This is a genomic window from Erwinia sp. INIA01, from assembly GCF_025947915.1.
GTDB lineage: Bacteria > Pseudomonadota > Gammaproteobacteria > Enterobacterales > Enterobacteriaceae > Erwinia > Erwinia coffeiphila.
Genome location: NZ_JAPDNC010000016.1, coordinates 75,241 through 87,760, shown reverse-complemented (window position 1 = coordinate 87,760; position 12,520 = coordinate 75,241). Strand labels below are relative to the sequence as shown.

Here is a 12,520-nt window from a genome sequence, read left to right as displayed (position 1 = left end):
TGGTTTTGTCATATGAGTCACCTCTGGTTAAGAGTTTACTCACTTAGTCTCGTGTCCACTATTGCTGGGTAAGATCAGTTAATATCATCGATTACAAGTGAAGACATTACTAACAACCTCCCAACTCATGGTTTGCTTTCCAGAAAACGGCTGGCGAATGCTACAAAAAACCGTTATCGGGCTCTGATAATGCGAGGATTCTCTCTAGCATATAGAAATGGCTGGATTGATAAAATTCCTTATTCTCGATCATTGCGTGAGCCCAAGGTCCGGGTAAGGTGGATATACAAAAACGAAGCCAGATCTCTTATCGATAATCTTGAACACGAATGGATGAAGCAACTGTGCTCTTTCGCTCTACTTACAGGTGCCAGATTAAGAGAAATGCTTTCGTTGACATGGAAGAATGTAGATCTGAGCAGGCGAGTAGCTGTTGTAACTGCAGATAGAGCTAAATCAGGAAGAGCGAGACCACTCCCCCTCAATGATGAGGCTGTAGCATTGATCAGAAAGATATCTCGTAAAAAGGAATTCTTGTTTTCTTCGGATGGCACGATGCAAGGCGATTTCAACCGTACAGATTTTAAGAGATCCTTGTCATTAAGCGGTATCGTTGATTTTAGATTCCATGATCTGAGGCATACCTGGGCAAGTTGGCACGCCCAGAACGGTACCCCACTAATGGTGCTAAAAGAAATGGGTGGATGGGAGACTCTTGAGATGGTCAATAAGTACGCGCACCTGAGTGGCGAACATTTAAGCAAATACAGCAACACTGTCACATTTATGGCACAGGACGATATCTCACGAAGTTCTAATGAGGCAATATCACTTGTAAGCTAATGAATTTAATGTACAAAAAACATTAACGCATTACGAAATAATTCCAGCTCATCAGATCTCTAGTCTGGCGTGAAGCATTACTGATTTATATTTTAACGGGAATCATTAGCATGGCATTCGATTTTGACCAACGGATAGACCGCCGTCACAGCGATAGTCTTAAATGGCGAAAATATGGTGATCGGGATATCCTTCCGCTATGGGTGGCCGATACCGATTTTCGTTCGGCAGACTGCATTACGGCAGCACTTCAGCAGCGTGTTGCCCATGGCGTGTTCGGTTACGGTTTTCCGTCGGAAGCGCTGATCGAAGTCGTTGTTGAGCGTATGGCTCAACGCTATGGCTGGCAGATCCAGCCTGAATGGCTGGTATTTTTACCCGGCGTGGTTTGCGGCCTTAATCTGTGCGTGCGGGCCTTTACCTCACCGCAGGAAAGTACCCTCGCCCCGACGCCAATCTATCCCCCATTCCGCCAGGCGGCAAAACTCGCCGATCGCGCGCAGCTGAATGTTCCTCTGCGGTTGCAGGCGCAGCGCTGGGTGCTGGATCTGGACGCGCATGAATCGCAGCTGGACGGCAGCGAAAAACTGCTAATGCTCTGCAACCCTCAAAACCCCGGCGGTACGGTTTATCGCCGTGAAGAACTGGAAGCCCAGCTGCGTTTCGCCCAGCGCCACGATCTGATCGTTTGTTCAGATGAAATCCACTGCGATCTGCTGCTGGAACCCGGCGTGAAACACATTCCCTTTGCCAGCCTGAGTGAAGATGCCGCACAGCGATCCATCACCCTGATGTCGCCGTCAAAAACATTTAATATCGCCGGGTTGGGTGCGTCGGTGGCGATAATTCCCAATCGCGAACTGCGCGAGCGTTTTTCCCGCGAGCGTAAAGGCATGGTGCCGGATGTTGACGTGCTGGCCTACGTCGCTGCTACCGCCGCCTGGCGCGACGGACAGCCGTGGCTTGACGAACTGCTGGCTTATCTGAAGCGTAACCGCGATACGCTGGTCAACCACATTAACACTCTGCCGTCGCTGAGTATGGTATCGCCGGAAGGCAGCTATCTCGGCTGGATCGATACCGGAAAGCTGAACATCGCCAACCCGCAGCAGTTCTTTGAACGCCACGGGCTGGGATTCTCAGCAGGAAGTGATTTTGGTGACGATCGTTTTGTTCGCATCAATTTCGGCTGCCATCGTCTGCTGCTTGACGAGGCACTGCGCCGCATCACGCTGGCGGTGTCTTCGCACAGCCAGGCGGACTGGTAAAACAGAGAGGCGGGCTGATGAACCGGAAACGTCACCGCCTCAGGTTAAGTAATGCTGCCTGCGATTGATTACAGCATGTGCCCGGTCGGTTAACCCGGTTGTTAACCCGATCGGTTTCAACTGATTTCACTGGCGACGATCTCTTTCAGGCTCCACGGATGGAACTTGATGGTTACCTGGCCGTCTGTCACTGCCAGCGTCGGATTCGGCAGGCGTTCACCTTCCCCTTTCGGCGCGCTGCTTTTCACTGAAATACCCTGCTGGATGAGCCCTTCATCCGCCATCAGCGCCAGCGCACGTGAACCCAGCTGTGCCTCATCGCCGCGCAGCACGATCTCAACGTGCTCCCAGCCTTCGTGACGATACAGTTTCGCCCCCGGCCACGGCAGTTCAACAACGTCGATCTGCCACGGTCCTACGCTCAGCGGCGTATGCAGTTCGAACAGGGCAATCGGTCTGCCGGCAATCTCTTTTTCGGAAAACAGCGCGCCGCACTGCAAAAGTCCCTGCTTCCAACGCTCGGCAGTGGTGTTCTGATGGCAGCGGACCGCAATGTGATCGGCCTCCAGTGCGGTCAGATCCAGACCAAGGCGATCAGCCAGATGGCTAAGAGCGTTAACGAAACGCGCCAAATCCGCGCTTAAATCCTGCAGTTCGGGCTGAGTAGTGATATCGGTCATCTGAAAAAATCCTGGTTACGGCTCCGGCCACGCCGTAAAGGCATCTGGCGCGGAATGCGCTTTCTGTCGTTGCGGCGTATGTTACCCGAAAAGACAGCAAAAACTCACCCCGTCATCGCGTTAAGGTTCCTGGAAAAACAGGCGCTAAATGCAGTATACTTCCCCCCTTGTTTTTTTAACGACGCAAGCGGCGGGTGCATTTTACCTCACTGGCGGCGTTACGATCGCGGCGCGCACCCTTTGCGTGCGGGCATCTTCAGCATAATTAAGGTAACTCGGTGAATATTCAGGCCCTTCTCTCAGAAAAAGTCAGTCAGGCGATGATCGCAGTGGGTGCTCCAGCGGACTGCGAGCCTCAGGTGCGTCAGTCAGCCAAAGTGCAGTTTGGTGATTATCAGGCAAACGGCATGATGGCCGTGGCGAAATCACTGGGCATGCCGCCGCGACAACTGGCAGAAAAGGTTCTGGAACAGCTGGACCTGAACGGCATTGCCCGTAAGGTTGAGATCGCCGGACCGGGCTTTATCAATATTTTCCTCGAACCCGCCTGGCTGGCACAGCAGGTGGACAGCGTGCTGGCCGCGCCGAAGCTGGGTGTGACTGACGTTAAGCCGCAGACCATCGTTATCGACTATTCCGCGCCAAACGTGGCGAAAGAGATGCACGTCGGTCACGTGCGTTCCACCATCATCGGTGATGCCGCGGTGCGTACGCTGGAGTTCCTCGGCCACAATGTGATCCGCGCTAACCACGTGGGTGACTGGGGTACGCAGTTCGGCATGCTGATCGCCTTCCTGGAAAAACAGCAGAACGAACATCACGATGACATCGCGCTGGCCGATCTGGAAGCCTTCTACCGCGAAGCGAAACGTACCTACGACGAAGACCCGGTCTTTGCCGAGCGCGCACGTGGCTACGTGGTAAAACTGCAGGGCGGCGACGAGTACTGCCGGACCATGTGGAAAAAACTGGTCGACATCACCATGTCGCAGAACCAGCTGATTTATGACCGCATGAACGTGACTCTGACGCGTAAAGATGTGATGGGTGAAAGCCTGTACAACGACATGCTGCCGGGCATTGTGGCCGATCTGAAGGCCAAAGGCATGGCGGTAGAGAGTGAAGGTGCCACCGTCGTATTCCTTGATGAGTATAAAAACAAGGAAGGCGAACCGATGGGCGTGATCATCCAGAAAAAGGATGGCGGTTATCTGTACACCACCACCGACATCGCCTGTGCCAAATACCGTTATGAAACCCTGCATGCCGACCGTGTGCTGTACTACATCGACTCCCGTCAGCATCAGCACCTGATGCAGGCCTGGACCATCGTGCGCAAAGCGGGCTACGTGCCGAATTCCGTACCGCTGGAACACCATATGTTCGGCATGATGCTGGGCAAAGACGGCAAGCCGTTTAAAACCCGTGCGGGCGGCACCATCAAGCTTTCCGATCTGCTGGATGAAGCAGTGGATCGCGCCACTAAACTGGTTGCGGAAAAGAACCCGGACATGCCGGCCGATGAGCTGAACAAGCTGGCGAACATCGTCGGTATCGGCGCGGTAAAATACGCGGATCTGTCGAAAAGCCGCACCACCGACTACATCTTCGACTGGGACAACATGCTGGCGTTCGAGGGTAATACTGCGCCGTACATGCAGTATGCCTACACCCGCGTGCTGTCGGTGTTCCGCAAAGCAGGGATTGATGAAAACGGCATCAGCGGCTCAACGCTAATCGCTGAAGATCGCGAAGCCGCGCTGGCCGTTCGCCTGCTACAGTTCGAAGAGACCATTACCCAGGTTGCCCGCGACGGTACGCCACATGTGATGTGCGCCTATCTGTACGATCTGGCCGGTCTGTTCTCAGGCTTCTACGAACACTGCCCAATCCTCAGCGCGGAAGATGAAGCCACTAAGCAGAGTCGTCTGCGCCTGGCGCTGCTGACGGCGAAAACGCTGAAGCAGGGTCTGGATACGCTGGGTATTGAAACCGTAGAACGTATGTAATTCGTGTACGGAGGCAGGTTCGTTACACCTGCCGTCCTGCAGTAAAAACCCCAGCCGGGTATGAGTCCGGCTGGGGTTTTTTATGGCTTATCGATCAGGCGAGACGGGTGAAGCTCACTACCTTCTTTTCTTCGTTCTCCTGCTCGCTGCGTGGTTTCAACGCCTGGAGATCCTGCAGATAGGTTTTACGCCAGTGGGCAATGTCATTTTGCCGCAGTACCGCCATCATGTCGTTGTAGCGCGAAATGCGTTCGGTGCGCGACATCGTTAACGCACGATCCAGCGCCGCTGCCACTTCATCACGATCGTACGGGTTAACGATCAGCGCCGACGTCAGCTCGTTGGCCGCACCGGCAAAACGCGACAGCACCAGCACGCCGGGATCGTCCGGGTCCTGTGCGGCAACATACTCTTTTGCCACCAGATTCATGCCGTCACGCAGTGGCGTTACCAGCCCGATATCGGTCAGGCGGAAGATTTTCATCAGTAAACGACGGTCGAAATGCTGATTGAGATAGTAAAGCGGCGTCCAGCCGAGAGTGCCATATTTACCGTTAATCCGCCCCGCCTCGGTCTCCAGCTGGTGGCGAATATCCTGATAGGCCTGCACGTCGCCGCGCGAAGTGGGCGCTATCTGCGAGTAACGGATTTTCCCACGGTGCTGCGGGAAGTTTTCCAGCAGCGCTTCATAGGCGAGGAAACGCTCCGGCAGCCCTTTGGAATAATCCAGACGTTCGCAGGCAATGATGTTCTGTGCATCGCCCAGATCCCTCTTCATCGCCACCATCTTCGGCGGCAGCGGGCCTTCAGCCATCTCTTTAATACTGTCCGGCTCTATCCCGATAGGATACACCTCGGTAGCAAAGCGATTGCCGAAGGCACGATGCTGTTTCCCCTCGGTTTGTAGCGATGTCAGCAGAGAGACACACTCCAGAAATGCAATACGGTCGCTTTCAGTCTGGAAGCCCAGCAGATCGTAGTCGCACATCATCTCCAGCAGTTCGGCATGGGGCGGCAGCGCGTTGAAAATCTCCGGTGTCGGGAAGGGAATGTGCAGGAAGAAGCCAATACGGTTAGTCACGCCCAGTTCACGGAGTTCTGCGGCAAACGGCAGCAGATGATAGTCGTGAATCCACAGTACGTCATCCGGCTTCAGCAGCGGCAGCAGGCGCTGTGCCAGCAGCTTATTCACCCGGCTGTAGCCTTCCCAGGCTTCTCGCTGAAAATTAACCAGATCCAGACGATAGTGAAAGGCAGGCCACAGCACCGCGTTGGAAAATTGCAGATAGTAGAGATCGTAATCATTTTGATTCAGACCAAAGGAGGCGTAGGTGATGCCGTCCTGCTCCAGCATCGACAGCTCGTCATCATCTTCACCGATCTCGTTAATATTACCGTTCCATCCGTACCACACGCCGCCGGTGGTTTTCAGTGCATCAACAATACCCACCGTTAATCCACCGGCGCTGACCTTACTGCCATCGGGAACAGCAATTCGATTCGATACGACCACTAAACGACTCATAATCTTTCACTCCTTACCGACGCCTGCGCGCCCTGATCTAATTTTAATCTGGTGAGTTCCAGCCAGTGCCAGACCGCGTTAACATCCGGCAAATAGCCGCGTGCTTCGCTGGTGCCAGCACCCACCTTCACGGAAACGCCCTCCATTGCGTTAACAACCTTAAATCCGGCCTCATCGGTTAAATCATCCCCGACAAAAACCGGGATGCGCCCTGAAAACGGGGGCTGTTTCATAAAGTATTTAATCGCCGCGCCTTTGCTGACGCCGTCCGGTTTCAGCTCAATCACGCATTTTCCCGGCTGCTGCACCAGTTCGGGAAAGCGGGCAACCAGCTCATCCGCCAGCTGTTGAATCGCCTGCTGATGCTGCGGTGCACGCCGGTAGTGCAGTGCAAACGCCATGCCTTTGCTTTCCAACTGGGTGCCGGGCAGCGCGGCGATTGCCGGCTCCAGTTCGGCGGTCAGCGTACGCACCGTTTCAGGGGATAAGGCAATACGGTCAATGTTTCCCTGCCCGTCGCGCCGTTCGGCACCGTGTACGCCCGCCAGCGCCAGCGACAGAGGCTCCACCAGCTCATCAAGCTCACGCATGGGCCGCCCGGAAACCAGCGCCAGTGCCCCATCGCTGTAAGCGGCAAGGCGTGCCAGGTTGTCGCGCACGGCAGGGGGAATACTGACTTCCTCGGGGCGTGACTTAATCGCCGCCAGCGTACCGTCGACATCGAAAAAAAACGCATAACGTGCCGGTTCCAGCGGGGGAACGAATTCTGTTTTGCTCACACATTCCTCCTGATTAGACATAGGCAAACTTTCCGCGCAAAAAGGGGAAAACTCAGTGAAATCGCGATCGCCGGGCAGGATAAAAAAGGGCTGAATGGGGGTAATTCTCGACTACGATGTTGCTCTCCCTGATCAAAACCAGACTCTGTGCGATGGAGTACTACCCTCATCCCCGACGCCCCTCAATGCGCATAACATCAGCATTCAGTATAGTCAGGGATCGAGGAGCTGCCAGGTTTAGTGAAAAATCAGAGGGTTCACGACATAAGCCGCAGCAGCATGATCGGCAGGACTCATCCCGCTAATCCGTCCGCGTCCGCAACGGGTATACTTGCCCCATTCAGATATAACTTATTACCTAAACCAGAGGATTTCCCGGTGATTAAATTCAGCGTGCTTTACCCCAACCGCAGCGATGCCCACTTCGACCACGACTACTACCGCGATGTGCATCTGCCGCTGATCAAAACGCGGATGGGTGACGCCTGCCTCTCTTATGAGATTGATAAACCCTTAGGTGAAGATGCGCCGTTTATCGCCGCGTGCCACATTTACTGCGCAAGCCTTGAGGCGTTCCAGCAGGTGATGGCCCCGCACGCGGAAGAATTTACCGCCGACGTGGCGAATTTTACCAACGTGACGTCGGTTAAATTTATCTCAGACGTAGTGGTTAAGGGCTAACCGCGTTTGCGGGCAGGAGCAGGAGCAGGAGCAGGAGCAGGAGCAGGAGCAGGAGCAGGAGCAGGAGCAGGAGCAGGAAGTTGAACATATATCAGGCGACACATTCCAGCCCGTAAAATAAACAGGCGGACCAGAAAGGCCCGCCTGACACGTCAACGACTGTGATAACAGCCGTTACAGCAGTTTTCTTTCCGCCAGATCCAACGCGAAGTAGCTGAAAATAATATCCGCACCGGCACGCTTAATTGCGCCCAGGCTTTCCAGCACCACATCGGTTTCACTGATAGCGCCAGCCTGCGCGGCAAACTTAATCATCGCGTACTCACCGCTCACCTGATAGGCGGCCAGCGGCAGACGGCTGTGCTCGCGCACGTCGCGCAGGATATCCAGATAGGCCCCCGCCGGTTTCACCATCAGCGCGTCGGCACCTTCCGCTTCATCGATCAGCGACTCGCGAATGGCTTCGCGACGGTTCATCGGGTTCATCTGATAAGTTTTACGATCGCCCTTCAGCGAGGTCCCGGCCGCTTCACGGAACGGGCCATAGAAGGATGACGCGAACTTGGTGGAGTAAGACATGATCGCCGTGTCGGTGAAACCGGCTGCATCCAGCGCACCGCGGATCGCCGCAACCTGGCCGTCCATCGCCGCAGAAGGTGCGATAAAGTCGGCTCCGGCCTGGGCGGCAACCACCGCCTGCTTGCCGAGGTTAATCAGTGTTGCATCGTTATCCACACCGTGATCGTGCAGCACGCCGCAGTGGCCGTGGCTGGTGTATTCGCAGAAGCAGGTATCGGACATCACAATCATCTCCGGCACCGTGTCTTTGCAGATGCGCGACATGCGCGCCACCAGGCCATTTTCGTTCCAGGTGTCGCTGCCGGTGGCGTCGGTATGATGTGAAATACCAAAGGTCATCACCGACCGCACACCAGCTTTGGCAATTCGTTCGATCTCATAGGCCAGGCGCTTTTCAGGGATGCGCATCACGCCCGGCATGGCGGCGATCGGCTTATAGTCATCCAGCTCTTCTTCAACGAAGATTGGCAGCGCCAGATCGTTCAGACTCAGGCTGGATTCCTGGAACAGGGAGCGAAGAGAAGCGGACTGGCGTAAGCGTCTTGGACGCTGGATGAGAGAATTCGTAGACAAAACAACCTCGGTTTAACGACTCAGTCACCGGCAAAATCACGCGGCGGTGATGATAAAAGTGAATAGTGCGCTAACACTATACCTCCGGGCGGCAGATGACAATATTTGTGGAAATTACCTGCGCCTTAACGGCACAGAGTGCTTTGTTAGCTACAGAAAATTCACATTTTTTCCCCCTTCCCTTCACAGAGGCTGGTATTCTGCTTCGGCTCCTGCCGTTTTGACTTTCATTCTGAACATCAAAGGGAATCAACTATGTCTGACGTACGTCCGCTTAAATTCGTTACCCTGCTTGGCAGCCTGCGTAAAGCTTCGCTGAACGCCATTGTTGCTAACAGCCTGCCTGAACTGGCGCCTTCTGGCGTGGAAATCAGTCCGCTTGGCTCCGTGGCCGACTTCCCCCACTACGATGCCGATATTCAGGCGGAAGGTTTCCCGGAAGCCGTGCTGGCCATGGGTGCTGCGATTGCCGCCGCTGACGGGGTGATTGTTGTTACGCCGGAATATAACTACTCGGTTCCCGGCGCGCTGAAAAACGCCATCGACTGGCTGTCGCGCCTGCCGGACAGTCCGCTTTCGGGTAAGCCACTGGCGATTCAGACCGTCTCTCCTGGTGCTATCGGCGGCGCGCGCGCGCAATATCATCTTCGCCAGAGTCTGGTGTTCCTTAACGCCAACGTGATTAATAAACCGGAAATCATGATCGGCCAGGCGGGCAGCCGCATCGACGCGGAAAAAGGCACGGTCAGCGATGAGAGCACCCGCCATCATCTGACGGCGCAGCTGGACGCGCTGGCAGCGCTGGCTCGCCGCGCGGGTTAACCCCACACCGGCATCAGCTCCTGCGGAGCGTCGTGGCGCTGGCTTAGCGCACGGGCTGGCCCCTACCGCAATAGCGGCTGCATTGCTTTATTATGGCGATCTCGCAGCCAGCACAGCGGTCCGTCGGTCAGACAGGCGTTTTTAAGCCACAAAAAAAGCCGGGAGAATCCCGGCTTTAAAAACGCAGACGATCAGAAGAAGCCGAGCGGCTGCACGCTGTAGCTGACCAGCAGGTTTTTGGTCTGCTGATAGTGATCGAGCATCATTTTGTGGGTTTCGCGGCCAATCCCGGATTTCTTATAGCCGCCAAACGCCGCATGTGCCGGATAGAGGTGGTAACAGTTGGTCCACACGCGCCCGGCCTTGATTGCCCGCCCCACGCGGTAGGCACGGTTGATATCACGGGTCCAGACACCTGCCCCCAGGCCATAAATCGAGTCATTGGCAATGGCAATCGCCTCGGCTTCATCCTTAAAGGTGGTAATGCCCACCACCGGCCCGAAGATCTCCTCCTGGAAGACGCGCATACTGTTGTTGCCCTTGAGCAGCGTCGGCTGAATGTAATAGCCGCTGTTAAGATCGCCCTCCAGTTTTTCCACCCCGCCGCCGGTCAGCACTTCCGCACCCTCTTTCTGCGCGATGTCCAGATAGGAGAGAATTTTGTCGAACTGCTGCTGCGACGCCTGCGCACCAACCATGGTATCGGTATCCATCGGGTCGCCGCGCCGGATGGTTTTCACCCGTTTCATCACTGCTGCCATAAACGGCTCATAGATAGACTCCTGCACCAGTGCGCGGGAAGGACAGGTACACACCTCGCCCTGGTTCAGGAAGCCGAGCACCACGCCCTCCGCCGCTTTTTCAATAAACGACTCTTCGGCCTGCATGATGTCTTCGAAGAAGATATTCGGTGATTTGCCGCCCAGCTCAACGGTGGACGGGATCAGGTTTTTCGCCGCCAGTTCCAGAATATGGCCGCCGGTAGCGGTTGAACCGGTAAAGGCCACCTTGGCGATACGCGGATTAGAGGCCAGCGCTTCCCCCGCCTCCTTGCCGTAGCCGTGGATCACGTTAAGCACGCCTTTCGGCAGCAGGTCGGCAATGACCTCCACATACAGCGTGATGGAAAGCGGCGTCTGTTCAGCCGGTTTCAGTACCACGCAGTTGCCCGCCGCCAGCGCCGGGGCCAGCTTCCAGGCCGCCATCAGCAGCGGGAAGTTCCAGGGAATAATCTGCGCCACCACGCCCAGCGGCTCGTGGAAGTGATAGGCGGCGGTGAATTCATCAATTTCAGCGGCGGTGCCCTCCTGCGCGCGCAGGCAGCCGGCAAAGTAGCGGAAGTGGTCCACCGCCAGCGGCATATCGGCGGCCAGCGTTTCACGCACCGGCTTGCCGTTATCCCAGGTTTCATTCACGGCAAGGTATTCCAGCTTCTCTTCCAGTCGATCAGCGATTTTCAGCAGGGTCAGAGAACGCGCCTGCACCGAGGTTTTACCCCAGGCATCGGCAGCGGCGTGGGCTGCATCCAGCGCTTTTTCCACATCGTCTTTATCGGAGCGCGGAAACTGGCCGATGTCCGAACCGTTGACCGGTGAGGTATTGGTAAAATACTGGCCGTTGACCGGTGGCACAAACTCACCGTTGATGAAGTTGCCATACTGCGGTTTAAGCACGATCAGGGAATCTTTACTGCCCGGATAAGCGTAGCGCATCATCGTTCTCCTGTTGAAATACACATCGTTCGGCGGCATTAATTTAACAATGAAATAACTAATTATTAACATTGTTGATAAAGATGAGAATGTCAGATCGCACCAGCGCAAACTGTGACGAAGCCAGAAGGAAATGTGGATTTTACGGATCGGATGTGAGGTGGCTCACGAAGAGCCACCCGATGAATCGTCGCTAAACTAGGCGCGTTTTGCCGCAGGCTGTAACTGCTGCCAGAAATCCTGCAGCAGCTGGCGTGGCCATTCCGGCTCCGGCTGGTTGCGCATCAGTTTTTTAGCCTGCTCATCGCCAAGACTGTTATGCAGGCAGGCCGTCATGATTTCTGCGGTAAACTCAGGATGGAACTGCACCGACAGCGCCTGTGGGGAATAGCGGATAATCTGGCAGGGTTCCAGGGCAGAGCGGGCAAGTACCTGCGCGCCCGACGGCGGTGCCAGCACCGACTGACGATGGGATAGCCAGGCTGAAAAATGCTGCGGCAGCGAGGCCAGCAGCGGGTCCTGATGCCTTGTCGCGCTGGATTCCAGCTGCTGTAATCCGCGCTCCCAGCCGTTGGGGTTATCACCGACTTTCCCCCCCAGCGCGTAAGCCATCAGTTGATGACCGTAGCAGACACCAAGCAGCGGCAGCTTTTCCGCCACCAGATGGCGCACCCACGCGGCGGTTCGCTCGCTCCAGTCGGCATGATCGGTCACCATCGCCCAGGAGCCGCTGAGAATGGCGGCGGAAATAGTTGCCGGGTCGGGCAACGTCTCGCCGAGGTCCGGGCGTACAACAATATACTCACCGGCCGACAGGCCAAGCGCCTGCACAAACCACAGTTGCTGATCGCCCACCAGCTCACTGACCGGCAGCGGCGGCGTTTCAAGTTGGATAATGGCTAACGGTAGCTTCACGCTTATCTCTCCTGGCTGAGTACAATTCCCAGTCTCTTATCCTGACACTTTGCTTGCTAACTGTCTTATAACTTTTCTGGCAAATTGTAAACAAAGCATCAGCTTAAGCCGCTGCGTTTTTCGCGCTTTTAGCG

General features: G+C 55.5%; 11 protein-coding genes. 5 read left to right on the top strand and 6 right to left on the bottom strand.

What is annotated here, in order from left to right:
- Positions 1 to 189 precede the first annotated feature (189 nt).
- On the top strand, positions 190 to 843 hold the full coding sequence (locus OMR58_RS22980) for a site-specific integrase (RefSeq protein WP_264547053.1): 654 nt from the start codon (positions 190 to 192) through the stop codon (positions 841 to 843).
- A 110-nt stretch (positions 844 to 953) separates the two neighbouring features.
- Complete coding sequence (locus OMR58_RS22975) at positions 954 to 2,111, top strand: MalY/PatB family protein (RefSeq protein ID WP_200559711.1); 1,158 nt, start codon at positions 954 to 956, stop codon at positions 2,109 to 2,111.
- A 116-nt stretch (positions 2,112 to 2,227) separates the two neighbouring features.
- Here OMR58_RS22975 and OMR58_RS22970 read toward each other — a convergent pair whose 3' ends face one another.
- Complete coding sequence (locus tag OMR58_RS22970; RefSeq protein ID WP_200544146.1) at positions 2,228 to 2,791, bottom strand: VOC family protein; 564 nt, start codon at positions 2,789 to 2,791, stop codon at positions 2,228 to 2,230.
- 278 nt (positions 2,792 to 3,069) lie between these two features.
- Between OMR58_RS22970 and argS the strand changes: the two genes are divergently transcribed.
- Positions 3,070 to 4,800, top strand: coding sequence for an arginine--tRNA ligase (gene argS / locus OMR58_RS22965; protein WP_264547052.1), 1,731 nt, complete (start codon positions 3,070 to 3,072; stop codon positions 4,798 to 4,800).
- Positions 4,801 to 4,894: 94 nt separating this feature from the next.
- Here the strand turns inward: argS and otsA are convergent, their stop codons facing one another.
- Both otsA and otsB read right to left on the bottom strand, forming a co-directional pair.
- Positions 4,895 to 6,325 (bottom strand): alpha,alpha-trehalose-phosphate synthase, encoded by a 1,431-nt coding sequence (gene otsA / locus OMR58_RS22960; protein ID WP_105595067.1) that lies wholly within the window; start codon positions 6,323 to 6,325, stop codon positions 4,895 to 4,897.
- On the bottom strand, positions 6,322 to 7,125 hold the full coding sequence (otsB, locus tag OMR58_RS22955; protein ID WP_264547051.1) for a trehalose-phosphatase: 804 nt from the start codon (positions 7,123 to 7,125) through the stop codon (positions 6,322 to 6,324). The genes otsA and otsB overlap by 4 nt, the downstream gene beginning before the upstream one ends.
- 357 nt (positions 7,126 to 7,482) lie before the next feature.
- Between otsB and OMR58_RS22950 the strand changes: the two genes are divergently transcribed.
- Complete coding sequence (locus OMR58_RS22950; RefSeq protein ID WP_105595069.1) at positions 7,483 to 7,785, top strand: EthD family reductase; 303 nt, start codon at positions 7,483 to 7,485, stop codon at positions 7,783 to 7,785.
- 174 nt (positions 7,786 to 7,959) lie between these two features.
- Here OMR58_RS22950 and hemB read toward each other — a convergent pair whose 3' ends face one another.
- On the bottom strand, positions 7,960 to 8,937 hold the full coding sequence (gene hemB / locus OMR58_RS22945; RefSeq protein WP_264547050.1) for a porphobilinogen synthase: 978 nt from the start codon (positions 8,935 to 8,937) through the stop codon (positions 7,960 to 7,962).
- 255 nt (positions 8,938 to 9,192) lie between these two features.
- Between hemB and OMR58_RS22940 the strand changes: the two genes are divergently transcribed.
- Entirely contained in the window at positions 9,193 to 9,759 is a 567-nt protein-coding gene (locus OMR58_RS22940; RefSeq protein WP_200559717.1) for an NADPH-dependent FMN reductase, read from the top strand.
- Positions 9,760 to 9,950: 191 nt separating this feature from the next.
- Here the strand turns inward: OMR58_RS22940 and exaC are convergent, their stop codons facing one another.
- The gene (gene exaC / locus OMR58_RS22935) at positions 9,951 to 11,471 is read right to left on the bottom strand and encodes an acetaldehyde dehydrogenase ExaC (RefSeq protein WP_264547057.1); all 1,521 of its coding nucleotides are present in this window, start codon (positions 11,469 to 11,471) and stop codon (positions 9,951 to 9,953) included.
- Between the two features lie 198 nt (positions 11,472 to 11,669).
- Positions 11,670 to 12,392 carry a glutamine amidotransferase gene (locus OMR58_RS22930; RefSeq protein WP_264547056.1) on the bottom strand — a complete coding sequence of 241 codons (723 nt, stop codon included), beginning with the start codon at positions 12,390 to 12,392 and terminating at the stop codon, positions 11,670 to 11,672.
- Positions 12,393 to 12,520 lie beyond the last annotated feature (128 nt).

What these genes read in the sequence shown, in the direction of transcription:
- OMR58_RS22980 (WP_264547053.1), top strand. Translation starts at nt 190, where the DNA reads ATGCGAGGATTCTCTCTAGCATATAGAAATGGCTGGATTGATAAAATT.
- OMR58_RS22975 (WP_200559711.1), top strand. Translation starts at nt 954, where the DNA reads ATGGCATTCGATTTTGACCAACGGATAGACCGCCGTCACAGCGATAGT.
- OMR58_RS22970 (WP_200544146.1), bottom strand. Translation starts at nt 2,791, where the DNA reads ATGACCGATATCACTACTCAGCCCGAACTGCAGGATTTAAGCGCGGAT.
- otsA (WP_105595067.1), bottom strand. Translation starts at nt 6,325, where the DNA reads ATGAGTCGTTTAGTGGTCGTATCGAATCGAATTGCTGTTCCCGATGGC.
- otsB (WP_264547051.1), bottom strand. Translation starts at nt 7,125, where the DNA reads ATGTCTAATCAGGAGGAATGTGTGAGCAAAACAGAATTCGTTCCCCCG.
- OMR58_RS22940 (WP_200559717.1), top strand. Translation starts at nt 9,193, where the DNA reads ATGTCTGACGTACGTCCGCTTAAATTCGTTACCCTGCTTGGCAGCCTG.
- exaC (WP_264547057.1), bottom strand. Translation starts at nt 11,471, where the DNA reads ATGCGCTACGCTTATCCGGGCAGTAAAGATTCCCTGATCGTGCTTAAA.